General features: G+C 66.0%; 21 protein-coding genes. 12 read left to right on the plus strand and 9 right to left on the minus strand.

Features of this window, described 5'->3' with window-relative positions; all coding sequences use genetic code 11:
• The first annotated feature begins 63 nt into the window (after positions 1–63).
• On the plus strand, positions 64–1,533 hold the full coding sequence (locus AC522E_RS03390; RefSeq protein WP_500748984.1) for an FAD-binding oxidoreductase: 1,470 nt from the start codon (positions 64–66) through the stop codon (positions 1,531–1,533).
• Positions 1,530–2,456 carry a sugar kinase gene (locus AC522E_RS03395; RefSeq protein WP_500748985.1) on the plus strand — a complete coding sequence of 309 codons (927 nt, stop codon included), beginning with the start codon at positions 1,530–1,532 and terminating at the stop codon, positions 2,454–2,456. The genes AC522E_RS03390 and AC522E_RS03395 overlap by 4 nt, the downstream gene beginning before the upstream one ends.
• A 52-nt stretch (positions 2,457–2,508) precedes the next feature.
• On the opposite strand, the gene AC522E_RS03400 is transcribed toward AC522E_RS03395, so the two are convergent.
• The gene (locus AC522E_RS03400) at positions 2,509–3,318 is read right to left on the minus strand and encodes a DUF4142 domain-containing protein (RefSeq protein ID WP_500748986.1); all 810 of its coding nucleotides are present in this window, start codon (positions 3,316–3,318) and stop codon (positions 2,509–2,511) included.
• 273 nt (positions 3,319–3,591) lie between these two features.
• On the opposite strand from AC522E_RS03400, the gene AC522E_RS03405 reads away from it, so the two are divergent.
• Positions 3,592–4,671 carry an acyltransferase family protein gene (locus tag AC522E_RS03405; protein WP_500748987.1) on the plus strand — a complete coding sequence of 360 codons (1,080 nt, stop codon included), beginning with the start codon at positions 3,592–3,594 and terminating at the stop codon, positions 4,669–4,671.
• 28 nt (positions 4,672–4,699) lie between these two features.
• Here AC522E_RS03405 and AC522E_RS03410 read toward each other — a convergent pair whose 3' ends face one another.
• Both AC522E_RS03410 and AC522E_RS03415 read right to left on the minus strand, forming a co-directional pair.
• Positions 4,700–5,614, minus strand: a complete 915-nt coding sequence (locus AC522E_RS03410) for a metallophosphoesterase family protein (RefSeq protein ID WP_500748988.1) — start codon at positions 5,612–5,614, stop codon at positions 4,700–4,702.
• Positions 5,615–5,861: 247 nt separating this feature from the next.
• Positions 5,862–6,104: a ferritin family protein gene (locus AC522E_RS03415; RefSeq protein WP_500748989.1), complete on the minus strand. Its 243-nt coding sequence runs from the start codon at positions 6,102–6,104 to the stop codon at positions 5,862–5,864.
• A gap of 363 nt (positions 6,105–6,467) precedes the next feature.
• On the opposite strand from AC522E_RS03415, the gene AC522E_RS03420 reads away from it, so the two are divergent.
• Positions 6,468–6,950 (plus strand): NUDIX domain-containing protein, encoded by a 483-nt coding sequence (locus AC522E_RS03420; RefSeq protein WP_500750578.1) that lies wholly within the window; start codon positions 6,468–6,470, stop codon positions 6,948–6,950.
• Positions 6,951–7,112: 162 nt separating this feature from the next.
• Positions 7,113–7,616 carry a GNAT family N-acetyltransferase gene (locus AC522E_RS03425; protein ID WP_500748990.1) on the plus strand — a complete coding sequence of 168 codons (504 nt, stop codon included), beginning with the start codon at positions 7,113–7,115 and terminating at the stop codon, positions 7,614–7,616.
• 12 nt (positions 7,617–7,628) lie between these two features.
• On the opposite strand, the gene AC522E_RS03430 is transcribed toward AC522E_RS03425, so the two are convergent.
• From AC522E_RS03430 to AC522E_RS03445, 4 genes are read right to left on the minus strand one after another with little or no spacing between them, the layout of a single operon-like run.
• Positions 7,629–9,701: a hypothetical protein gene (locus AC522E_RS03430; RefSeq protein WP_500748991.1), complete on the minus strand. Its 2,073-nt coding sequence runs from the start codon at positions 9,699–9,701 to the stop codon at positions 7,629–7,631.
• Between the two features lie 15 nt (positions 9,702–9,716).
• Complete coding sequence (locus AC522E_RS03435; protein ID WP_500748992.1) at positions 9,717–12,536, minus strand: DUF4159 domain-containing protein; 2,820 nt, start codon at positions 12,534–12,536, stop codon at positions 9,717–9,719.
• Between the two features lie 3 nt (positions 12,537–12,539).
• Positions 12,540–13,466, minus strand: a complete 927-nt coding sequence (locus AC522E_RS03440) for a DUF58 domain-containing protein (RefSeq protein WP_500748993.1) — start codon at positions 13,464–13,466, stop codon at positions 12,540–12,542.
• A 10-nt stretch (positions 13,467–13,476) separates the two neighbouring features.
• Complete coding sequence (locus tag AC522E_RS03445; protein WP_500748994.1) at positions 13,477–14,493, minus strand: AAA family ATPase; 1,017 nt, start codon at positions 14,491–14,493, stop codon at positions 13,477–13,479.
• A gap of 216 nt (positions 14,494–14,709) precedes the next feature.
• Here AC522E_RS03445 and AC522E_RS03450 point away from each other — a divergent pair, with 216 nt between their 5' ends.
• The 4 genes from AC522E_RS03450 to AC522E_RS03465 are packed head-to-tail and all read left to right on the plus strand — an operon-like array spanning position 14,710 to position 17,440.
• Positions 14,710–15,300 carry a DUF1285 domain-containing protein gene (locus tag AC522E_RS03450; protein ID WP_500748995.1) on the plus strand — a complete coding sequence of 197 codons (591 nt, stop codon included), beginning with the start codon at positions 14,710–14,712 and terminating at the stop codon, positions 15,298–15,300.
• Between the two features lie 6 nt (positions 15,301–15,306).
• Positions 15,307–15,945 (plus strand): CoA pyrophosphatase, encoded by a 639-nt coding sequence (locus tag AC522E_RS03455; RefSeq protein ID WP_500748996.1) that lies wholly within the window; start codon positions 15,307–15,309, stop codon positions 15,943–15,945.
• The gene (locus AC522E_RS03460) at positions 15,942–16,199 is read left to right on the plus strand and encodes a DUF6111 family protein (protein ID WP_500748997.1); all 258 of its coding nucleotides are present in this window, start codon (positions 15,942–15,944) and stop codon (positions 16,197–16,199) included. Before AC522E_RS03455 ends, AC522E_RS03460 begins: the two co-directional genes overlap by 4 nt.
• A gap of 5 nt (positions 16,200–16,204) precedes the next feature.
• Positions 16,205–17,440 carry a CCA tRNA nucleotidyltransferase gene (locus AC522E_RS03465; RefSeq protein ID WP_500748998.1) on the plus strand — a complete coding sequence of 412 codons (1,236 nt, stop codon included), beginning with the start codon at positions 16,205–16,207 and terminating at the stop codon, positions 17,438–17,440.
• 3 nt (positions 17,441–17,443) lie between these two features.
• On the opposite strand, the gene hemF is transcribed toward AC522E_RS03465, so the two are convergent.
• Together hemF and AC522E_RS03475 are read right to left on the minus strand one after the other, a co-directional pair.
• Positions 17,444–18,334, minus strand: coding sequence for an oxygen-dependent coproporphyrinogen oxidase (gene hemF, locus AC522E_RS03470; protein ID WP_500748999.1), 891 nt, complete (start codon positions 18,332–18,334; stop codon positions 17,444–17,446).
• 7 nt (positions 18,335–18,341) lie between these two features.
• On the minus strand, positions 18,342–18,836 hold the full coding sequence (locus tag AC522E_RS03475) for a tRNA (cytidine(34)-2'-O)-methyltransferase (protein ID WP_500749000.1): 495 nt from the start codon (positions 18,834–18,836) through the stop codon (positions 18,342–18,344).
• A gap of 111 nt (positions 18,837–18,947) precedes the next feature.
• Here AC522E_RS03475 and AC522E_RS03480 point away from each other — a divergent pair, with 111 nt between their 5' ends.
• From AC522E_RS03480 to AC522E_RS03490, 3 genes are all read left to right on the plus strand, one after another.
• The gene (locus AC522E_RS03480; protein ID WP_500749001.1) at positions 18,948–20,795 is read left to right on the plus strand and encodes an ABC transporter ATP-binding protein; all 1,848 of its coding nucleotides are present in this window, start codon (positions 18,948–18,950) and stop codon (positions 20,793–20,795) included.
• A gap of 199 nt (positions 20,796–20,994) precedes the next feature.
• Entirely contained in the window at positions 20,995–21,558 is a 564-nt protein-coding gene (gene petA, locus AC522E_RS03485; protein WP_500749002.1) for a ubiquinol-cytochrome c reductase iron-sulfur subunit, read from the plus strand.
• Between the two features lie 33 nt (positions 21,559–21,591).
• Positions 21,592–22,869 carry a cytochrome b gene (locus AC522E_RS03490; protein WP_500749003.1) on the plus strand — a complete coding sequence of 426 codons (1,278 nt, stop codon included), beginning with the start codon at positions 21,592–21,594 and terminating at the stop codon, positions 22,867–22,869.

Genomic DNA, 22,869 nt, shown 5'->3' on the forward strand with positions numbered 1-22,869 from the left:
TCCTACACCTTGCAGTCGACACGACAAGACGCAATGACTATGCCCAACCTCCGAGGAGCAGGAATGGATATCGAAGCCCCCGCGCATAGAACCTTCATCCAGGGTCTGACGGAAAGACTTGGCAAGGCGGCGGTCCTGACCGATGCCGCGGACCTCGAGAGCGCCCTGGTCGAGACCCGTGGGCTTTACCGCGGACAGGCCTTGGCCCTCGTGAGGCCGCGTGATCGGGACGAGGTCGCGCATGTCATGCGGGAATGCGCGCAGGCCGGGATCCCGGTCGTGCCGCAGGGGGGCAATACGGGCCTGGTCGGAGGCGGGGTCCCGTCGGGCGGGATCGTCCTCTCCCTGGCCCGGCTCGACCGGATCCGGGATCTCGATCCGGTCAATGCGACGATCACCGTGGAAGCCGGTTGCATTTTGAAATCGGTCCAGGATGCCGCCGACGCGGCGGGCCATCTGTTTCCCCTCTCCCTTGCATCGGAGGGGTCGTGCCGCATCGGCGGCAATCTCGCCACCAATGCCGGGGGCACCGCCGTCCTGCGCTATGGCAACATGCGGGAGCTGACCCTCGGCCTCGAGGTGGTCCTTGCGGATGGGAGGATCTGGAACGGCTTGAAGGGCCTGCGGAAGGACAACACGGGCTACGACCTGAAAGATCTCTTCATCGGATCGGAGGGGACGCTGGGCATCATCACCGCAGCCGTCCTGAAGCTTTTTCCAAAGCCGCAGATGCGCGTCACCGCCTTTGTGGGCTGCGCCTCGCCGGGACGCGCGCTGACGCTGTTTCATCGCCTGCGCGAGACCGCAGGCGACCAGCTCACCGCCTTCGAATACATTCCCGATTTCGGGCTCGAGATCGTGCTCAAGCACCGTCCTGGCGCCGTCCGGCCCCTGGCGGAGCGTCATCACTCCTATGCCCTGATCGAACTCTCCTCGCCTCAGAGGGACGCAGATCTCCAGGGAAGGCTCGAGGAGATTCTGGGCCAGGCCCTCGAGGAGGGCCTGGTGGAGGACGCGACGCTGGGAGCCAGCGAGGCCCAGAGTATTGCCCTCTGGCATCTGCGGGAAAGCCTCTCCGAGGTACAACGGCTCGAGGGCGGGTCGATCAAGCACGATATCGCGGTCCCCGTGTCCCGCGTCGCCGAGTTCATCGAGGCTGCCACCCAGGCCTGCGAGGCGGAAATGCCGGGAATACGGGTCTGCGCCTTCGGACACTTCGGCGACGGCAATATCCATTTCAACCTGTCCCAGCCCATGGCCATGGGCAAGAACGACTTCCTTGCGCGATGGGAGCATTTCAACCGCATCGTCCACGACATCGTTCATGCCATGGACGGATCGATCGCCGCCGAACACGGGGTCGGCTTGATCAAGCGTGACGAGCTCCTGCTTTATAAGGACCCTGTGGCGCTCGATCTCATGCGCGCCCTCAAGCAGACCCTCGACCCCCAGAACCTCCTCAACCCCGGCAAGGTCCTCCGGACGGGCGAGAGCACCACCACAGCCATCCTGAGTTTGACGGATCACGCATGAAAACCATCGATCTTCTGGCCATCGGCGAGCCCCTGATGGAATTCGCCGAGGTACAGCGCAATGGCGAGCGCCTTTACCTGCCCGGTTTCGGAGGCGACGTGTCCAATACGGCGGTCGCCGCGGCCCGCCAGGGAGCAAGAGCCGCGATCTTCACGGCCTTGGGTGGCGATGCGTTCGGAAAGGAGTTTCTGGCGCTGTGGGATCGGGAAGGAGTCGACCGCTCTTCCGTGATCGTTCGGAGCGATGGAAGGACCGGCGTCTATTTCATCAGCTACGGCGAAGAGGGGCACGTCTTTTCCTACGCCCGGGCAGGATCTGCGGCGAGCCTCGTGCGGGTCGACGACTTGCCTCTTGACCAGATTGCTTCCGCCCGGATCCTCCACGCCTCCGGCATCAGCCAGGCGATCTCGGACGACTGCGCGGATGCTGTCTTCGCCGCCATCCGTCATGCGAAGGCGAGCGGCACCGTCGTCAGCTATGACACGAATCTGCGCCTGCGGCTTTGGCCGCTCGACCGGGCCAGGGCTGTGATCCACGGCGCGGTCGCCCTGTCCGACATCGCACGGCCTGGCCTCGACGATGCCCGTCAGCTGACGGGCATCGACCGTCCAGAAGATATCTGCGCCTTCTATCTCGGGCTCGGCTGCCGCATTGTCGCGATGACCATGGGAAAGTCCGGCACCATGGTCGCGACGCCGGATCGCCTCGATGTCATTCCGGCCCGGCCTGTCGCAGCGGTGGATGCGACCGGGGCGGGGGACACGTTCGGCGGCGCCTTCCTCGCGGAGTGGCTCGTGCATGGCGACGCCTTCAGGGCAGCGGCCTATGCCAATGCGGCGGCGGCGCTCTCGACCCTGGGGCAGGGGGCCGTCGAGCCGATGCCGGTTCGAAAGGACGTCGAAGCCTTCCTCCGCGCCGCATGAAAACGGCGGGTCTCAAGGACCCGCCGACGCAATACTGACTCGAGGTACGCGATCAGCGCCCGCCCGGCAGTCGGCGTGCCGTTGCAAGGTGCTGTTCCAGATGCGGAATCACCGACTGGGAATACTGCACCAGGGCCGGATCGGTGCCTGTCTGGGTATAGCGCTGATACAGGGCCAGGGTCTCCTGATGGGCGGCGCGCTGATAGCGGCCATAGAGGCGGTCGAACTGCGGACCACTGGTCGAAGCGAGTTGGTTCAGCATCTGGGTCTTTTCGGCATCGAGCTGAACTGGTAGCCGGATGGGCGCCGCTGCCACTGAACCGGTCGACCGCACATCGGCGGCGCGGCCTGCAACTCCTCCGGTCGTCGCGCCGACGCCAGCGCCCACGGCCGCCCCTACGGGGCCACCGACCAAGGCGCCGACACCGGCTCCGGCCAGGGTGCCGCCGACCGCGCCAGCCCCGGTACCGGGGCCGCCGCTCGGAGCACTGGCCACCGCGCCGGTCGTTGCCCCGACGCCCGCTCCGACTGCGGCGCCGACAGGGCCGCCGACCAGAGCGCCGATGCCTGCGCCTGCCAGGGTTCCGCCAACCGTGCCGCCCAGCCATTCACCGGACGCCGAATAGACGGCGCGGCCGCCATTGAGCGCCTGGCTCGTCTGGCCATGGTCCGTGATCATGTTCTGCGCGAAGGTGCGAACCCGTTGGTTGTGCGAGCGATCCAGAGCCAGCCGGCTTGCGGCGATCTCGAAGGCATCGGCCTGGGTGGCCATCGTACGGAAAGTCTGACTGTCCAGCGGCTGCGCGAAGGCAGGAGCGGAGGCACTCGTCAGCAAAGCTGCAAGAATAACGTACTTCTTCATAGGATGAGCTCCCGGCATTTGGAATGCAGAACACCTACGCAAGACCTGTCAGCCTGCACAGAACTACTGGTGACTGCTGCAGCCGTTCAACGATGTAGCATCCTGGTGGTTCCAGGCTGAAACCATGATCCAATCAATACGCTGAAGCTTGCGCATCTAAGCTTGGCGCTTGGTAGCCTCAACTATGCGCCTGGTTTAAAAGACATTCGGCGGAACAAGGATGCGGCGGCGGCTCCGATAGGGTATGAGCGCACGTCCGGTTCCGAGATCCTCTTGTCGAAGCTTGTTCATATCCAGGTCCTGAGAGCGCTGGCCGCCCTGGCGGTCGCCTTCCTGCATGCGCAGCACGATGCTGCGGGATTGGCGGCGCGCATCGGACAATCCTTCCCGCCGCTCGAGAACCTCCCCTGGATGGCCGGCGTCGATATCTTCTTCGTGATCTCCGGCTTCATCATGGTCTATGCCTCGCGCTCCCTCTTCGGGAGGAGGGGCGGAAAGGGTGAGTTTCTGGTCCGGCGCCTGCTGCGGATCGTGCCGCTCTACTGGACGGTCACCACGCTCTACCTTGCCATTGCCCTGCTCGCCCCGTCTTTGCTCAACAGCGAAACCCTGGTGCCGTGGCAGATCCTGGCATCCTATCTCTTCATTCCCTTCGAGCGTCCGGACGGAACGGCACAGCCCCTCTACTCCCTGGGCTGGACCCTGAACTACGAGATGTTTTTCTACGTTCTCTTTGCGGGTGTGCTCGCGTGGCCGCGGAGGTGGGCGGTGGGCATCCTGTCTGGAGTATTGGTGCTCCTCGCGATCCTCGGCCGCGTGGTCGCCCTGCCTCAACCGCTGGACTTCTGGACCGACCCGATCGTTCTGGAGTTCGCTTTCGGGCTCGGGCTCGGCTGGCTGCACGCGGAGGGTGTGACGCTGAGCAGAGGCGTCCGCTGGGTCCTGGTCGTCGCCGGCCTTGCGCTTCTGGCAATGAACTTCATCGGATTGCGGGCCAATCTCAACGAGATGCGGCCTCTGGCCTGGGGCATTCCGGCAGCCTTCCTCGTCGCGGCTGCGGCCCTTGGCGCGAAACAGCGTCCGCCGAGCGCGGTGACGCGCTTCGTCGCGCTCGCGGGGGACGCGTCCTATGCCATCTACCTCATCCATCCCTTCGTGATCCGGGGAACCGGAACCGTCCTGGCGCGGGCCGGTGCCGATGCCGTTCTCGGCCCTTGGGGCTTCATTGCCGTTTCGCTGGCGGCGACCCTGATCGTCAGCCTGCTCGTGCACCGCTTCTTCGAGCGGCCCGTGACCGATTTCGCCCGGGCAAGGCTGGGGACGTTCGGCAAACGCGTCTCGCCGCAGCGCTGACTCTCACGATATTCGCGTCGTCCTGGGCTCAGGGCGCGCTGCTGGGCCGCCGGATCTGACCGAGGGCCAGCATGCCCATTCCTCCGATGGTACCGTCCGGTCTCAGGCCCCTCAATTCCGCAGTCAACAGGAAGCCCGTCTCGTCCCGGTCGATGGTGAAGAGATGATAGCCCGCCTTGTGGGTGATCGTTCCGCCATGGGCCGACGCCGAGGGCGCGCCGATGACGGGAACCGGTCCCCTGGGGCCGGGAAGCTGCGCGAGCGATCCGACATGGTTGTGCCCATGCAGGATGAGCTCCGCCCCGACGCGGCCGATCATGGCCTCGAAGGCTCGCGCATCCGTCAGGTTGCGGCCCGGCTGTGCTCCTCCCCGGTGGGGCGGATGATGGATCATGACGGTACGGAAACATGATGGATCCTCTCCCAGATCCATCAGAATCGTCTCCGCAGCCTTCATCTGCCTCGAGCCAACGCGCCCCGTGGCGACGAAGGGCAGGGTCGGGATGGCGGAGGAAAGGCCGACCAGTGCGATTGGACCGTAGCGGCGCAGGTAAGGAAAAACGCCCTCCCGGCCGTCGATGCCGCGTGTCCAGGGGGCGACCTCCTTCAGGAGTCCCTCGAGCGCCCCCATCACATAGGCATCGTGGTTTCCCGGCACGAAGCTGACGGTATCCGGGGTGCCGAGGCTTTCCAGAAAAACGCGCGACGTCACCCACTCACTCGGGAGCCCGATATTGCAGGTGTCGCCGGTACAGGCGATGTGGTCGGGCGACTGCATGCGGATATCGGCGACAAGGTCCGCCAGCAACTCCATGTCATGGGCGCCGGCGCGGCTGCGGTGCCAGTTGTACCAGCCTGTGAGCCGCTTGCTCAGCAATTGCCGAAGCAGCGGACGGGGGAGAGGCCCCACATGGGGGTCGGTCAGATGGGCAAGACGGAACATGGCGCGGACCTTATGGCGTCAGAGGCCGTTCGCCAATTGCCGGGGCCCTCAGGCGTTGCCGATGAAGATGCCGGCGCGGAGTACCAGTACGCCTCCGACGATGACCTGGAATGCGGCCGTTCAGGAGCGGGGTGTCCATATTGCGGCACCGCGAGGCGGAGCCGCGCCTTCCGCTCGTGGTCGCGCTCGACCTCGCAGCACATCCTGTCGAGATCGAGCCGGACATTCCATCAGACGGCGCGGCGCTTCAGGAAGCTGCGCATCCGCGCCGGATGGGCGGCAGGTGTCCGTCGAGGCGGAAACGGTAGAAATCGTGGAGGGAGTTGCGATGATGGCGTTCTTCCTCCGCCAAGTTGTCGAAGATTTCGGCGGAGGAGGGAAAATCGGGGCGCGGCCGATCGGCGAAAGTCTGATAGATCCGGGAGTCTTCTCCCGCGTTCGCGATCGCGAGGGCAATGACCTCACGCTCGCTCAGCACCGACAGCGCCACGATCCCGAGAGCCCCTGTTTGGAGATTCTCTCAACAGGATTCCCGAATATCGCCAAGCCCGGGTCCGGGCGAGATGACGGAACGGCAGAAATCGTCGCGGAAAGCGATTAGTACTGAGCGCCGGGGATCAGGGTCGAGCGGATCGCATGATCCTTGAGATCGAGAGCCGGGGACCAGGCGAAACGAGCGGAACGGACGAGGCGGGACAGGATGAGCGAGAGGAACATGGAAGCACCTTTGGGTTGCGCTTGTCATAGACCTGCACGAGGCGCATGTCATATGCTGAAACAATGGTGCAGATATGCATCTAAAGTATAACTCCATTCATGAATTTGTAATCTCGGCTGCGGTTCGCTCATGAGAATGCCCGTCCTGACAGAGTCCAAGCTCGCCTCGCGCCTGATGCGCCGGACCCTGCATACCTATTGGCGCTTCGCCCGCGGTATGACTCTCGGCGTGCGGGCCGCGGTCATCGACGGCGATAACCGCGTCTTCCTCATCCGCCATACCTACGTTCCCGGCTGGCATCTTCCCGGCGGCGGCGTCGAGACCGGAGAACCTGTGCTCGATGCCTTGGAGCGTGAGCTCCGGGAGGAGGCCTGCATCGTCATGACGAAGCCGCCGCGGCTGCACGGTGTCTTCTTCAACAGCCATGCCTCTCCGCGTGATCATGTGGTGGTCTATGTGGTCCGCGACTTCACCGTCGCCGGACCCAAGGCCCCTGATCGCGAAATCGCCGAGGCGCGCTTCTTTCCTGTCGATGACCTTCCGGAAGGAGTGACTTCGGCCACCCGCCGGCGCCTGGCGGAAATTCTCGAGGGGGAGCCGGCAGGCAACCAGTGGTGAGGTGTTCGCGGAACTGTTTGCGCCCGCGCGCCGACGCTGCTATGGGCCAAGGCATCCAAGGACACATGCCCCTCATGACGATGACCCGGAACCTGCGACGACGAAACGGCTGACGTTCCCGCCACGCCCGCTTTGCATCGCTGTCATTCCGCGAGTCCGTTCATGACCGAACTCTCTCTGATCATCCGCAACGAACTGCCCATCGATTCCGAGGCCATCGAGCGCCTGCATGAACGCGCGTTCGGCCCCGGTCGCTATGCCCGCACGGCCTCCCGTCTGCGGGAAGGGGCTCCCCATCTGCCCGAGCTTTCCTTCACCGCCCTGGTCGGCACCTTGCTCGTCGGTTCCGTCTGGCTGACACCGGTCAAAGCAGGAGAGGATCCGGCGCTCATGCTCGGTCCGCTGGCGGTGGAGCCTGCCTTCGAGGGCCGAGGGATCGGAGCGGCGTTGATGCTGCGCTCCCTCGATGCTGCGCGGGCCAGGGGACACACCCTGGTGCTGCTGGTGGGGGACGAGCCCTATTACCGTCGCTTCGGCTTCAGGCGCGTTCCCCCGGGACATCTTCAGCTTCCCGGCCCCGTCAATCCCGATCGTTTCCTTGCCGCTGAGCTGGTCGAAGGCGCCTTGTCCCGCATCAGGGGACACGTGAGCGTGGTTTCGGTCTGAGGCAGCCCCTGCTCAGGCGCGGCGGCGGCCCTCGACCAGCCAGGCGGCAAGCGTCGCGCCGACGAGCAGGACGAGACCGAGGAGCCCGAGGGCGAGCGGGAACACCGACACGCCCCGCACGATGGCGCTTTCGCTCGGCTTGATGCCGATCCAGTCCCCGCCGGAGAACCGTGTTCCCGACAGGACGGCGAGAATGCGCGGAACGGCGATGTCCCTCTCGCCTTCGGAGGCGACGCGCCGCACGGAGCCGCCCGTGGCCTCCGCAATGGGGCGGAGGGCGTCGACATTGCTGAACACGTCCGTCAGCTCCCGCGGGTTGGCGGGCCCAATGCTCACGAAGGCGATCAGGTCGCCGGAGCGGACCGTATGGAGCCCGAGTTCCCGGCTCGCCACCTGCGCCGTGAACAGGCCAGGACGCGTCTCGGCGAGGGCGATGCTGCTTTCGGCGCCGCTCGGAGCCTTGAGGGTCACGGGATCGGCGCTGTCCTTCATGGTCTGGCGTTCGATCCTGATGTCGCGACCGACCGCGCTGGCGCGCAGGGCCTCCTCCTCCAGAGCCGGCTCCTTCATGAGCCAATGGGCAAGGCGGCGCAGCAGGTCGAGATGGGGTCCGCCGCCCTCGTAGCCGCGGGCCCAGAGCCAGGCGTGGTCGGAGAGCAGAAGGGCCACGCGCCCCTTTTCCTCGCGCTTGAGAACGAGAAGGGGCAAGTCGTTCGCGCCCGACATGACCGTGCTTCCCGCATTCACCTGCGTCCCGATGGTGCGCAGCCATTCCCCCCAGCTCGGCGGATTCGTTTCCGAACCGGGCAGATCGCGGGTCACAGGATGGCGCGCCCCCGTGTCCGTGATGCCGGCTCTGTAGGGTTCCTCGATGATGCGTCCGTCCGGCACGCCCGGGATGATCGGCGACAGCCTTGTCTGAGCGAGGCTTCCAAAGCCTGCGAATTCCGGTCCCGCAGCGACCAGGACGGCGCCTCCCTCGCGCACATAGCGCACGATGTTCTCGAAATAGGTCGAGGGAAGGACGCTCTGGTTGGCGTAGCGGTCGAAGATGATGAGGTCGAACTCCTTGATCTTCTGCTGGAACAGCTCGCGCGTCGGGAAGGCGATCAGCGACAGCTCGTTGATCGGCGTGCCGTCCTGCTTCTCCGGCGGACGCAGGATGGTGAAATGGACCAGATCCACGTTCGCGTCGGACTTGAGCAGGTTGCGCCATGTCCGCTCGCCGGGATTCGGTTCGCCGGAGACGAGGAGCACGCGCAGTTTCTCCCGGATCCCTTCGATGGGGACGACGGCGCGGTTATTCGCCTGCGTCAGCTCGTCCGGCAGCCCGTCGACCTCGAGCTCGACCACATTCGGCCCTCCGTGCTCGATGCGCACATTGATCGAGAAGGGCGTGTCCGCGCGGACCTGCTGGCGTGCGAATTCCTGGCCGTCGCGGCGGACGGTGACGGTGGCCGAGCCGGTGCCGCCCCGCTCCATCACCACGGCGCGGATGGTCTGATCCTTGCCGACAATGCCGAAGCGTGGGGCCTCGAGCAGCTTGATCTGCCGGTCGCGCTCGTCGGGGCGTCCCGTGACGAGAACATGCAACGGCGCCTTGAAGCCGAGGCTCTCGATGTTGGGCGGGATGTCGTGCACCACGCCGTCGGTCACGAGGATGGCGCCGGCGAGACGGTCGGGCGGGACGTCGGCCAGTCCGTTGGACAGAGCCGCGAACAGGCGGGTTCCGTCATCGCCCGTACCGTCGTCCGCCTCGATATAGCGAGGTTCGACGTCGTTCAGGGAACCGAAGCGGCGTTCCAGTTCGGCGCGAACCTTGTCGGTCATGTCCTTCCGGTCCCCGAGGGTCTGGGACGTGGTCCGGTCGACGACCACCGCAACGATGTCCTTCACCTTTTCCCGTTCTTCCTGGACGAGGGAAGGATTGGTGAGCGCCAGAAGGATCAGGCCCAGCGCCAGAGCCCGCAGGAGCGCAACCGGTCCCCGCGAGACGAGGGCCAGAACGGCAAGAAGCACCGCGACTGCGCCGACGGCCCAGAGCACGGGAACAGGAACCAGCGGTGTGAAGCTCAAGGAAAGCAATGCGATGTCCTATCCCTATTGCCCCAGGCGTTCGAGCAGGGCAGGCACATGGACCTGATCCGCTTTGTAGTTTCCGGTCAGTGCATACATGACGATATTGATGCCGCTTCGGAATGACAGCTCACGCTGGCGCTGCTGATCGCTTCCGACCACGGGATAGAGAGCCTCGCCCCGTGCCCCGACCGCCCAGGCCGCGGCGAGATCGTTGGACGTGATGATGATCGGCGAGACGCCGTCGCCCGAGCGCGCCGGACGATTGGCCGTTTCGTCCGTCTGGGGCGGCAGGGCTTCGACCCAGGTCTGGCCCGTGGCGTAGCGCCCTGGAAAATCGTCGAGGATGTAGAATGTCTTCGTCAGGACGTGGTCGGCAGGAACGGGCTCGAGCTCGGGGATATCGAGGCCGGCCAGCATCCGGCGCAGATATTGCCCCTCGGCGCTGACCGCACCGTCCGGACGGGCGCTGAAGGCGTCCCGCGTATCGAAGATCACCGTCCCGCCCCCTTTCATGAAGGCATCCAGACGCCGGATCGCAGCATCGCTGGGGACCGGCCGCGTCGCGACGATGGGCCAGTAGAGGAGGGGGTAGAAGGCCAGTTCGTCCCGCGCCGGATCGATCCCGATGGGATCTCCGGGCTGCAGCGCCGTACGCATGCCGAGCACCTGAGAGAGACCCATCAATCCGGCCTTGCTGGCTGCATCCACCTCTGCGTCGCCGGTAATCACATAGGCCAGGCGCGTGACGAGGGCGGAGGTCCTGTCCTCCTGCGTCAGCGTTGAGCGCTCCTGAGTTGGGCGCTCCTGGGCGGACCCGTCCGGCGGAAGGGCCGCGATGAAGATGGCCGCCAGGACGACCGCCGCTCCGGCACCCGCCCGGCGCATCCGGCCGAACAGGTTCCCGAGCTGTCCGCCGAGCCAGAGCGAGGCCAGGGTATCGATCAGGAGGAGCGCGAGCGCCAGGGTAAACAGCGGAGCCCTGAGGTCCACGGTCTTGGCGCCCTCGAGCGGTGCGATGCGGGCCTTCAGCGGACTGAAGTCCAGGGGAGCGAGGCGGTCACCGGCAACGAGCGCGTTGACGGCGAGGCCCGAATCCACCGGGCCGTAGAAGCCCGGTGGGTGCTCCGCGCTGGCGCGCTCCGTGTAATTGCGTGTCACCGCGCGCGCCGTGGCCGGAGGCGACGAGAAGACGCCGAAGCCGTCGAGCGTCAGGCGCGGGGCAACGGTCTGATTCTCGGCATTCCGGGATTCGGCGTTGGCGTCGCCGGGCGAACCGGCCAGGGCGGTAATCCGGCGCAGCATGTCCACGAAGAGGCCGGACAGGGGCAGGTTCGACCAGGTGGTGTCGGCGGTCACGTGGAAGAGCACCACGAGCCCATCGCCCCGCTTGTCCGCCGTCACGATCGGCGTTCCATCCGCGAGGGCGGCCCAGGTCTTGGCCGGAAGGTCGCCCTCGGGCTCCGCCAGGATCTGGCGCCGAATGCCGATCTCGTCCGGTATGGTCAGCCCGAAGAACGGGCTTTCGCGGGTGAAGGGCGCGAAGGTCCTCGGAGTGTCCCAGGACAGGGTGCCCCCGAGGTTGCGGCCCCCCCGGCGCAGGCGCACCGGGACGAGGTCGTCGTTCCCTGCCGCAAGGCGCGATCCTGCAAACCGGAGCAGCAGGCCACCACGCTCGACGAAGGCGGTCACCTTCGCCAGAGCGTCCCGGTCGAGGCCGCCGACATCGGCCAGCACGAGAACCGAGACCTGCTCCTCGAGCAGCTGATCGATCGCATCCGTAACGCCTCCATGCCCCTGCCGGATCTCGGCATAGGGGGCCAGCGCCTTCTCGACATAGTAGACCGGGGACAGGAGCGGCTGCGCCTGGTCGGCCGTTCCGCCGAAGACGAGGCCGACGCGCCGGCGCTTGCCGCGCTCGTCGAGAAGGGTCACGGCTCCAGCGGAGTTCTCACCCAGAATCTCGATCCGTGCGATATCGTTCCTGATCTCTGTCGGCACGTCGAAGGTGGCGGTCGTTTCCGTGGCATTGGGAGCGAAAGTGAAGCGCGCATCCGCGAGGGGCAGGTTCTTCAGGTCGAGCGCACGGACGATCCCCGCATCGCGTCCATTCGGCTCGGCCCTGATCACGGTTGCGGTCAACTGGCCGCCCGCATTCGCGGTATCGGCAAGGGCAAGGGCGGAGGATTGCTCCGCTTTGACGACGAGAGCGGGCCGGTCCCCTGTCAAGGACGCGAGGCCGTCGACGAATGCCTGCCCGTCAACGCCTGCGACGCCGTCGCTGATCCATACGACCTCGGCATCCGGCGTCGATTCCAGGAAACGGCGGACGGCGTCGAGATGGGCCTGGCGGTTCGGCAGATGGGGTAGGGGACTGAAAGAGCGCAGGCGCTCGAGGGCGGATGCGGGGTTCGTCGCCTGAAGATCCTGCGGGTCGCCTGCCATGGCGACCACCGCCACGATGCGCCCTTCGCGCTCCGCCGCCTCGATGCGTCCGGTCGCAAGGTTCATGCGTTCGCGCCAGTCATGTGCCGCGGCGATCCCGTTGTCGACCAGGAGAAGGAGCGGCGCGCGGCTGCCGCCCTCCGCGAGCGGATTCCAGATGGGGCCGGCCGCCGCGAGGATGAGGAGCGCAGCGAGAAGAAGCCGCAGCAGCAGAAGCCACCACGGCGTGCGCGCGGGCATCTCCTGTTCGGGACGCAGATCGGCGAGGATCTTCAGCGGCGGAAAATCGACCCGCCTTGGCTGAGGCGGCGTGATGCGCAACAGCAGCCAGATTGCGGGCAGGGCTACGAGCGCGATGAGGACGAGGGGAGCGGCGAAGGTGAGAGGAAGGCCCAGCATGGTCTAGCGCCTTCCGCTGCCGACGCCGCGCGACGCCGCGACGAGCGTGATCAGACGCAGGGCCGCCTCGCTGGCCGGCCGGTCGGTCCGATGGATCGTGAGGGTCCATCCCCTCCTGCGCACGAGCTCTTCGAGACTGTCCCGATGCTGCGCCATGCGCTTCCGGTACGCCTCGCCCCACGAAGCGGCATCGCCGATCCTCAGCGAGATCCCGTCTTCGAGATCGTGCAGGACGGCCTGGCCCTCGAAGGGGAAGGTTTCCTCGACCGGGTCCAGGATCATCACAAGATGCCCGCGGCCGCCCCGGCTTGAAATCGCCTCCACAGCGGCGGCGACTTCGCCCGGAGGGCTCAGGAAATCACTGATCAGGATCGCCTCGTCCATGGTCGGAATCGGGGCCCGCGGCGGCGTGTCGTCGTCAAGCGACGACCGGTCCGCAACCATGGCTTCGGCCATGGATTCCGCGATCCGGGTCGTCGCCCGCGGTGCCATGAGGCCAAGCATTCCCGCCCGCTCGCCGCCCTCCACGAAGGCGTCCGCCAGGGCAAGGCCGAGCACGACGGCCCGCTCGACCTTGGGTGCGAGGGCCAGATCGGAGGCATAGGCCATCGAGGCGGAGCGATCGATCCAGAACCAGATGTTCTGCGCTGCCTCCCACTCGCGCTCGCGGACATAGAGCCGGTCGTCCCGGGCCGAGCGACGCCAGTCGATGCGCTGGGCGGCCTCGCCGGCCACGAACGGCCGGAACTGCCAGAAGGTCTCGCCGATGCCCGCGCGCCTGCGGCCATGAATCCCGTGAGACAGGTTGGCGGCAACCCGGCGCGCCTCGAGAACGAGGCGGGGCATACGCTGCGCAAGATCGAGCGCCGCTTCCGTTTCATGTCGGCCGGGAGCGCGGGCGGTCTCGGGAAGGACCCGGACGCGGACCATGTTGGTGATCCTAGCCGGCCAGCCGCGCCGTCAGGCGGCCGATGACGCTCCTGATCGTTTCGCCGTCCGCACGGGCCGCGAAGGTCAGGGCCATGCGGTGCTTCAGGACCGGTTCCGCCAGGGCCGCCACGTCGGCGATGGAGGGGGCGACCCGACCTTCGATGAGAGCCCGGGCGCGGACAGCCAGCATCAGGGACTGGGAGGCCCGGGGCCCCGGGCCCCAGAGCAGCTTGTCGGTCACGCCCTCGAGGGGCTCGCCGCCGGGTCTCGCCGCGCGGACGAGATCGAGGATGGCGTCGACGACGCTGTTGCCGACGGGGAGGCGGCGCACGAGCCGCTGCGCATTCATGAGCGTCTCCGCGTTCATGACCGCGACGGGTTTGTGCTCTTCGGCTCCCGTCGTCTCGATGAGAATGCGCCGTTCGGCGTCGCGGTCGGGATAGCCGATATCGATCTCGAGGAGGAACCTGTCGAGCTGGGCTTCGGGCAGCGGATAGGTGCCTTCCTGCTCGATGGGATTCTGGGTCGCGAGGACATGGAAGGGCTGGGGCAGGTCGTGCCGCTCGCCACCGACCGAGACGTGGTGCTCCTGCATGGCCTGGAGGAGCGCGGACTGGGTGCGGGGGCTGGCCCGGTTGATTTCGTCCGCCATCAGGAGTTGTGTGAAGACCGGTCCCTTGACGAACCGGAACGAGCGCCGCCGGTCGGCTCCCTCGTCCAGAATCTCGGATCCGAGAATGTCCGACGGCATCAGGTCCGGGGTGAACTGCACCCGGCGTGCGTCGAGGCCCAGCACCGTCCCGAGGGTTTCGACCAGCTTTGTCTTCGCAAGGCCGGGCACGCCCACGAGAAGTCCGTGCCCGCCTCCGAGCAAGGTGATGAGGGTTTGATCGACCACATCCTCCTGACCGAAAATGACCGAGTGGATCGCCTCACGGGCCCGTGCCACGGTTTCGAGCGTCGCCTCCGCGCTGCGGATGATGGCGTCGTCGAGAGCGGTGGGCGGTTGAGCGATGCTGGCCGTCATGAGTTATCCTTCCACGCGCTAGCGTCCGCCCCCGGCCGACACTCTGCCTGCGTTAGGCATCGGTAGGCAAGCGGGTCATGCAGGTCTTTGCGCCGCAGCGGCAAATCCGGAACCAGGGAACTGGACGGCGCACGCTATGGCTCTATGCTCTAGCAATTAGCCACCGATCGCCGTTCGTCGATCCTCGAGGTGCAAATTCTTGTTCACGCTTGTGTCATGACCGAACCTGTCTCAACGACCGGCAGCGCCTTGTCGCGGCTTGCGGCCGCACTCGGACCGGACGAAAAGCGAAAAGGCCCGCCACCGGTGGAGCGATGGAATCCCGCCTATTGCGGCGAGATCGACATGCGCATCGCCGCGGACGGGAGCTGGCATTATATGGGCACGCCGATCAACCGGCCCGCGCTGGTGCGCCTTTTCTCCACCGTGCTGCGCAAGGACCCGGAGCGATATGTCCTCGTCACGCCTGTCGAACGGGTGGGAATTACCGTCGAGGACGCGCCGTTCCTGGCCGTCGAGATGGCGGTCGAGGGCGACGGCGAAGGACGCCAGATCGCCTTCCGCACCAATGTCGACGATCTCGTGCAGGCGGGGCCCGATCACCCGCTGCGTTTCGATCGGGACGAAAACGGGGGTGTGAAACCCTATGTGAAGATCCGCGGCGGCTTGTGGGCGCTGGTGACGCGGTCTCTGGCGCTCGACCTGATCGCTCTCGGCGAGGAGAGGGCACTCGACGGGGTGGATCAATACGGCATTCAAGCAGGGGGTGCGTTCTTTCCCATCGCCCCCGCCTCCGAGGCACGGTAGGCGCTGATGCCGACGGTCCCTCTGGATGCGCCCGAATTTCTGCATCTTGCAGCCAGGCGCCTGCGGCCCGAGCCGCCGGTTCTCGGCGAGGCCCTCGCCAATCCCCGGCGCGATCATAGCCTCGACAACATCCCGCTGGTCGAGCCCCTGACGCCGAAAGAAGCCGCCGTCCTCGTTCCCGTCGTGATGCGGGAGGAACCGACCCTGCTGTTCACGGAGCGGGCGACGAGCCTTCGCCAGCATTCGGGCCAGATCGCCTTTCCAGGCGGAAGGGTCGATCCGACGGACGAGTCCATCCTGGCGGCAGCCTATCGGGAGGCACAGGAGGAGATCGGCCTCGACAGCCGCCTGATCAGCCCGCTCGGCTATCTCGATGCCTACCTGTCCACGACCAATTATCTCGTGATTCCGGTCGTGGCGCAGGTCGCACCCTCTTATTCGCTGGTCCTCAACCCCGATGAAGTCGCCGATGCCTTCGAAGTGCCCCTGAGCTTCCTCATGGACCCTGCCAATCATCAGCTCCATGCCCGGGAGTGGAAAGGGAACCTGCGCAGGTACTATGCAATGCCATATGAAGGACGATACATCTGGGGCCTCACGGCGGGCATCCTCCGCAATCTCTACGAGAGGCTCTACACGTCATGACGCGGGCGATCTTTCAGGAACTGTCGCTGTTCCTCCTGCCTTTCGCCGCCTTCGCCATCTACCTCGTCATCGTCCGCCGGAATCCCCTTGCCTGGTCGTCCTGGAGCAATCACGTGTCGTGGGTCGGCATTGCAGGACTCATGCTCGTGATCGCGTCACTGCTTCTGGGCGGCTTTCTCGCGGAGCGCCACACCGGCGCGTTCGTCCCGACACACATGGAAAACGGGCGCGTCGTGCCGGGGCAGTTCAAGTGACCGCGATGCTCGACCGGGACGCTCTCGCCACCCTTCTGCAGCGGCCACGGCTGCGGGCCCTGCTCGGCGCGATGAATGAGGGCGGCGAGGAAACGCGAATCGTCGGCGGCGCCGTGCGCAACGCCCTGCTGGGACGTGCCGTCACAGAGGTCGATTGCGCCAGTACCGCGCTGCCGGACCGCATCGTCGCCCTGGCGCAGCGGGCCGGCTTCAAGCCGGTGCCGACCGGCATCGATCACGGAACGATCACCGTCGTGGTCGAAGGCGAGCCGTTCGAGGTCACGACCCTGCGAGAGGATGTGGAGACCGACGGGCGCTATGCGGTCGTTCGCTTCGGCCGCGACTTCGAGGCCGATGCGCGGCGGCGCGACTTCACCATCAATGCCCTGTCCCTCGGAATGGACGGCCATCTCCATGATTACACGGATGGCGTTGCCGATCTCGCCGCCCGGCGAGTCCGTTTCATCGGCGACGCGCATACGCGAATCCGGGAGGACTACCTGCGGATTTTGCGCTTTTTCCGCTTCTATGCGGAATATGCGGAGAACGGCCCCGATCCGGAGGGGCTGGCGGCCGCCGGATCTGAGCGGGCGGGACTCGCCATCCTGTCCCGGGAGCGTATCCGGCATGAATTCCTGAAGCTGCTGGCGGCGCGGCGCGCCGTGGACACGGTGCGGATCCTCGCCGAACACGGCTTCCTGACCTGGATCCTGGACGGGGCGGCCGAGTTCGGCCGGTTCGGGCGCGTCGCTCGCGGCGCGTCGGCTTTCGGCCCTGCCGACCGGCTGGCCGTGCTGGCCGTCATGGTCGAGGAGGATGCGGAGCGTCTGCGCGAGAGGCTGCGCCTCTCCAATGAGGAGGAGCGCAGGCTCGCGGCCTATGCAAGGCTCCTCGCCGTTCTCAAGGGCGAGCAGGCGCCTGTGGACCGGACGGAGATGCGCCGCCTCGTCGCCTCGCATGGGATCGAGACCGTCACGCTGGCCCTCGCGGCCCTCGCGGGCGAACCGCGGCCGGAGGTGACGGCGGATTCCAGGACGGCGCTGGAGGATTTCGCCACCGGCGCCGATCCTCTCCCCGCCTTCCCGCTTCGGGGCGCCGATTTCATGGGACAGGGCATCCCAAAGGGCCCGCGGATCGGGGAACTCCTGAGCCGGGCGCGCTCGATCTGGCTCGCGGAAGGGTGCCCTTCCGATCCGGCCTTCGCCAGGGCCCTCCTCGACCGCGTCCTCGCCAGCGCGTGAGCCTCAAGGCCAGCGGACCGTCGGCGGCATCGAGGACAGGATCGAGTCGATGTTGCCGCCAGTCTTGAGCCCGAAGATGGTGCCCCGGTCGTAGAGCAGGTTGAACTCCACATAGCGGCCGCGACGCACCTGCTGTTCGATCCGGTCGGCCTCCGTCCAGGCGGCGCCGACATTCCGGCGGACGATCTGCGGATAGATCTCCAGGAAGGCCTCGCCCACATCGCGGGTGAAGGCCAGGTCCTCGCCCGGGTCGCCGGTCCAGTGGTAGTCGTAGAAGATGCCGCCGATGCCGCGCGGCTCCTTGCGATGCTTGAGGAAGAAGTACTCGTCGCACCAGGCCTTGTACTTGTCGTAGGGGGCGGAGGGGTGCCGGTCGCAGGCCTGCTTCATGGCTGCATGGAACGCCACCGCGTCGGGATCCTCCTGGGTCCTGCGCCGGTCCAGGACCGGGGTCAGGTCCGCGCCGCCGCCGAACCAGGGCTTCGTGGTGACGACGAAGCGGGTGTTCATGTGCACGGTCGGAACATTCGGGTTCCAGGGATGGGCGATCAGCGAGATGCCCGAGGCCCAGAATCGCGCATCCTGATCCGAGCCGGGGATCTGGCCCCGGAATTCCGGGGCGAACTCGCCGTGCACGGTCGAGACGTGGACGCCGACCTTCTCGAACACCCGGCCGCGCATCATCGACATGACGCCTCCGCCGCCCGGTTGGCCGCTATGATCCTTGCGCTCCCATGGCCTGCGTTCGAACCGTCCCGGTGCGGACGCTTCCGGGGGGAGGGGCGATGTCACCTCGTCCTCGATGGCCTCGAAGGCGGCGCAGATCCGGTCTCGGAGGGCGGCGAACCAGACGGGGGCTTGTTCCTGCAGGTGTCGAACGGCGGTGTCGGTCATGGTGAACTCATTCGAATGATGGGGAGAACGCTGGAAACGAACCGGTTTGCCGCAGGGCCTCGCCCAGGATCATGGCTGCCGTGACGGCGACATTGAGGGAGCGCAGACCGGCCCGCATGGGAATGACCACCCGCGCGGCAGCCGCATCGTGAACTTCGTCGGGCACCCCGGCCGATTCGCGCCCGACAAGGATGATATCGTCGGCGCGGAAGGCAAAATCGACATAGGACGTAGCGCCCTTCGTGGTCGCCAGGACCAGGCGGGGTCCGCCGGCCGGGGTCTTGCTTTCCTGGCGCCAGGTCTCGAAACTGCGCCACGAGACGTGGCGTGTGACCGTCGCACGGTCCAGATAATCCATTCCCGAGCGGCGAAGGTTGCGGTCGGAGACGTCGAAACCCGCCGGCTCGATGATCTCGACCGGCACGCCAAGGCAGGCCGCAAGTCGCAGCATGGTGCCGGTGTTCTGCGGAATGTCCGGTTGATACAGAGCAAGACGGGGCATGGCCGGCCACATCGGCGAAAGCGGGCCCTGCCGTCAAGTGAACGCTTCGCCATCCATCGGGTTGTCGCAGGGCCCGGGCGGAAGAAGACCGACAGGAATCCGAGGATCCGAATGTTCCGGTGGTTTGAAAAGCAGATCGACCCGTTCGCGCCGTTCGACGAGAACGAGACGCCGCCGGATACGGTCGGGGCCTTTTCCTGGTACTATATCCGGCCGGTCAGGTACTGGCTCGTGGTGCTCTTCTTCGCGTCGCTGCTGGTCGGCCTGTTTGAGGCCTCGCTCTACGTCATCATGGGCTGGATCGTGGACATCCTTGCCCACTCGACCCCCGACCGGCTCTGGCCGGATCACGGAACGTCGCTGATGCTGGTGGGTGGGGCGATCCTGTTCGTCAGGCCGATCCTTCACTTCCTGCACGAGACGATCACGAATCAGGCTCTGGTCCCGCAGAGCACCAACATGATCCGCTGGCGGACCCACCTTTACACGCTGGGTCACGCGCTCGGGTACTTCCAGGCCGATTTCGCGGGGCGCCTCGCCAACCGCATCACCCAGGCGGGTTCGGCGATCCGCGAAATCGCGGTGACGGTGCTCGATACCCTTCTCTATGTGGCGATCTTCGCGTTCACGGCCCTCGGGCTGTTCTCGAAGGTGAGCCCCTGGCTCGCACTGCCGATGGGCCTGTGGATCGTCGGCTATGTCCTTCTGCTCCGCTATTTCGTTCCACGCGCCAAGTCCCGGTCCCTGAAGGTCGCCGACACGCGCTCAGCCCTCGTGGGACGTGTCGTCGACAGCTACACCAACATTCTCACGGTGAAGCTCTTCGCCCGCAGGGCCGAGGAGCGCTCGGCCGTCCAGAACGCCCTGGCCGCCCACACGGACGCTTTTCTCAATTCATTCCGGCTGATCACCGGGGTCACCGGCATCCTCGCCGTCATGAACAGTGCCCTCCTCGTGGCGACGGGAGCCCTGTCGATCGCGCTCTGGATGCGCGGGCTCATGTCGAGCGGCGAGGCCGCGACGGGCCTGGCCCTCGTCATGAGGATCCTCGCCATGTCCGGCTGGGTCATGCAGACCGTCCGCGGCGTCTTCGAGAATATCGGCGTCGTGCAGGAAAGCATGGAGACCATCGCCCGGCCGCACGGGATCGTCGACGCGCCGCGTGCCGGCACGCTGGTCGTCACGGCCGGGGAGATCCGGTTCGAGCACGTCTCCTTCCATTACGGACGAGAGGACGGGGTCATCGAGGACCTGAGCCTGACGATCCGGGCCGGCGAAAAGGTCGGCCTCGTCGGCACCAGCGGCGCCGGCAAGACGACCATCACCTCCCTGCTTCTCCGCCTCCACGATGTGGAAGAGGGAAGAATCCTCATCGACGGCCAGAACATCGCCGATGTGAGCCAGGACACCCTCAGGGCTGCCATTGCCATGGTGACGCAGGATACCTCGCTGCTCCACCGGTCGATCCGGGAGAATATCGCTTATGGGCGGCCGGGGGCGAAGGACAGCGAGATCGAGCAGGCGGCGCGTCTGGCCCATGCCCACGATTTCATCCTCGACCTGGAGGATCACCGGGGCCGCAGGGGCTACGATGCCCATGTGGGCGAGCGTGGCGTCAAGCTTTCGGGCGGTCAGCGCCAGCGCATTGCCATTGCGAGAGTCATCCTGAAGGACGCGCCGATCCTCGTTCTCGACGAGGCGACGTCGGCCCTGGATTCCGAGGTCGAGGCCGCGATCCAGGAGGCATTGTCCACTCTGATGGAAGGCAAGACCGTAGTGGCGATTGCCCACAGGCTGTCGACCATCGCGGCCCTCGACCGACTCATCGTCATCGACCGGGGGCGGATCGTCGAGGAGGGCACCCATTCGCAGCTCCTGCGGCGGGATGGGCTCTATGCCAGGCTCTGGCGCCGCCAGTCCGGCGGCTTCCTGGGGGCCGAGGAAACGGCGGAGATCTGAGCAGAACGGATTGGAACAAGTCCAATCCACCTATGGACAGTCGGGCTTGGCCGTGCCAAAGAGCGCTTCGCGCGGCGACGCCCAGTCGCATTGCGCGCGCATTGGCGCGTATGCTTGTTCAAGCGGGCGGCGTGCCGGATGCTTGGATGCCCGAGGGTGCCCAGGTCATCGCAGATGCGCGGTTCTCGTTTTTTGACGTATGCTGGAGAGCCAAGTGGCTGAGACCACCTCTACCGTCGTTGAGCCGACACGGCGCGATTTTCTCTTCATCGCCACGGGCGCTGCCGCTGCTGTCGGCGGAGCGACTCTGGTATGGCCATTCGTTCAGTCGATGATGCCGGACGCTGCCACGGTCGCCGCCGGTGCGCCGGTGGAGGTCGATCTGGCGCCGATCGCCGAAGGGCAGATCGTCAAGGTCTTCTGGCGCGGGAAACTGATCTTCATCCGCAACCGCACGCCGGCCGAGATCAAGGCTGCCGAGGACGTCAACGTCGCGAGCCTCCGTGATCCGCAGCCTGATTCCGCCCGCGTCAAGCCGGGGCACACCCAGTGGCTGATCGTCTACGGCAACTGCACCCATCTCGGATGCGTGCCGCTCGGGCATCAGGGCCAGTACGAGGGGTGGTTCTGCCCGTGCCACGGCTCGGTTTTCGACACCTCGGGCCGTGTTCGCGGCGGTCCGGCTCCGATCAATCTGCCGATCCCGCCCTACACCTTCACGTCCGATACGAAGATCGTCATCGGCCAGGAAGCCACGGCGTAACCCTTCGCGACGGCCATTCGATCAGGCGAGACCATGAGCCAGCACCCCACCACCTATGTTCCCAAGAGCGCCTTCGGCAAGTGGTTCGAAACCCGCTTGCCCATCGCGGGCCTCGTCCATTCCTCATTCATCGCGTTCCCCGTTCCGCGGAACCTGAACTATTTCTGGACCTTCGGCGCCATCCTCGCGTTCATGCTCGTGTCGCAGATCGTGACCGGCGTGTTCCTGGCGATGTACTACACGCCGAACGCGGCGCTGGCCTTCCAGTCCGTCGAGCACATCATGCGCGACGTGAACTATGGCTGGCTCCTGCGCTACCTGCACGCCAACGGCGCCTCGATGTTCTTCGTCGCGGTCTATGTCCATATCTTCCGCGGCCTCTATTACGGATCGTATAAGGCTCCCCGCGAGATCCTCTGGATTCTCGGCGTCGTGATCTACGGTCTCATGATGGCGACCGCCTTCATGGGCTACGTGCTGCCGTGGGGCCAGATGAGCTTCTGGGGCGCGACCGTCATCACCAACATCCTCGCCGCCATTCCGGTGGTCGGCGACACGATCCAGAGCCTGCTCTGGGGTGGTTACTCCGTCGGCAACCCGACCCTGAACCGCTTCTTCTCGCTCCACTATCTGCTGCCGTTCATGATCGTCGGCGTGGTGATCCTGCACATCTGGGCGCTGCACGTGCCGGGCCAGAACAACCCGACCGGCGTTCCGATCAAGTCGGGCAAGGATGCGGTTCCCTTCACGCCCTACGCCACGATCAAGGACATCTTCGCGACCGTCGTGTTCCTGATCTTCTTCGGGTGGTTCGTATTCTACATCCCGAACTTCCTCGGCCATGCGGACAACTACATCCCTGCCAACCCGTCCGTAACCCCGGCCCATATCGTGCCCGAATGGTACTTCCTGCCGTTCTACGCGATCCTGCGCGCCATTCCGGACAAGCTCGGCGGCGTCATCGCCATGTTCGCCTCCATCGCGGTCCTGGCCTTCCTGCCCTGGCTCGACACCTCGAAGGTCCGCTCGACGACCTATCGTCCGCTCTACAAGCAGTTCTTCTGGATCCTTGCAGCGGACACCCTTCTCCTCGGCTGGCTCGGCGCCAAGCCGCCGGAGGGCTGGTATGTCATCGTTTCGCAGATCGCGACGGCCTACTACTTCATCCACTTCCTCATCATCCTGCCGCTGCTCGGCTTCATCGAGCGTCCGCTCCCGCTGCCGAATTCGATCATCGACTCGGTGATGGGCGTGAAGGGTGGTGCGGGCCTGCCGACCGGCGCCAATGCCGAACCGCAGTCCAAGGGCTGA

The organism is Microvirga sp. BF8 (assembly GCF_059888585.1).

Excerpts from the sequence above, each read along its gene's own strand:
- AC522E_RS03445 (WP_500748994.1), bottom strand. The coding sequence starts at position 14,493 with ATGACGGCCAGCATCGCTCAACCGCCCACCGCTCTCGACGACGCCATC.
- AC522E_RS03480 (WP_500749001.1), top strand. The coding sequence starts at position 18,948 with ATGTTCCGGTGGTTTGAAAAGCAGATCGACCCGTTCGCGCCGTTCGAC.
- petA (WP_500749002.1), top strand. The coding sequence starts at position 20,995 with ATGCTGGAGAGCCAAGTGGCTGAGACCACCTCTACCGTCGTTGAGCCG.
- hemF (WP_500748999.1), bottom strand. The coding sequence starts at position 18,334 with ATGACCGACACCGCCGTTCGACACCTGCAGGAACAAGCCCCCGTCTGG.
- AC522E_RS03390 (WP_500748984.1), top strand. The coding sequence starts at position 64 with ATGGATATCGAAGCCCCCGCGCATAGAACCTTCATCCAGGGTCTGACG.
- AC522E_RS03400 (WP_500748986.1), bottom strand. The coding sequence starts at position 3,318 with ATGAAGAAGTACGTTATTCTTGCAGCTTTGCTGACGAGTGCCTCCGCT.
- AC522E_RS03395 (WP_500748985.1), top strand. The coding sequence starts at position 1,530 with ATGAAAACCATCGATCTTCTGGCCATCGGCGAGCCCCTGATGGAATTC.
- AC522E_RS03490 (WP_500749003.1), top strand. The coding sequence starts at position 21,592 with ATGAGCCAGCACCCCACCACCTATGTTCCCAAGAGCGCCTTCGGCAAG.
- AC522E_RS03450 (WP_500748995.1), top strand. The coding sequence starts at position 14,710 with ATGACCGAACCTGTCTCAACGACCGGCAGCGCCTTGTCGCGGCTTGCG.
- AC522E_RS03440 (WP_500748993.1), bottom strand. The coding sequence starts at position 13,466 with ATGGTCCGCGTCCGGGTCCTTCCCGAGACCGCCCGCGCTCCCGGCCGA.
- AC522E_RS03410 (WP_500748988.1), bottom strand. The coding sequence starts at position 5,614 with ATGTTCCGTCTTGCCCATCTGACCGACCCCCATGTGGGGCCTCTCCCC.
- AC522E_RS03475 (WP_500749000.1), bottom strand. The coding sequence starts at position 18,836 with ATGCCCCGTCTTGCTCTGTATCAACCGGACATTCCGCAGAACACCGGC.
- AC522E_RS03460 (WP_500748997.1), top strand. The coding sequence starts at position 15,942 with ATGACGCGGGCGATCTTTCAGGAACTGTCGCTGTTCCTCCTGCCTTTC.
- AC522E_RS03465 (WP_500748998.1), top strand. The coding sequence starts at position 16,205 with ATGCTCGACCGGGACGCTCTCGCCACCCTTCTGCAGCGGCCACGGCTG.
- AC522E_RS03435 (WP_500748992.1), bottom strand. The coding sequence starts at position 12,536 with ATGCTGGGCCTTCCTCTCACCTTCGCCGCTCCCCTCGTCCTCATCGCG.
- AC522E_RS03420 (WP_500750578.1), top strand. The coding sequence starts at position 6,468 with ATGCCCGTCCTGACAGAGTCCAAGCTCGCCTCGCGCCTGATGCGCCGG.
- AC522E_RS03455 (WP_500748996.1), top strand. The coding sequence starts at position 15,307 with ATGCCGACGGTCCCTCTGGATGCGCCCGAATTTCTGCATCTTGCAGCC.
- AC522E_RS03425 (WP_500748990.1), top strand. The coding sequence starts at position 7,113 with ATGACCGAACTCTCTCTGATCATCCGCAACGAACTGCCCATCGATTCC.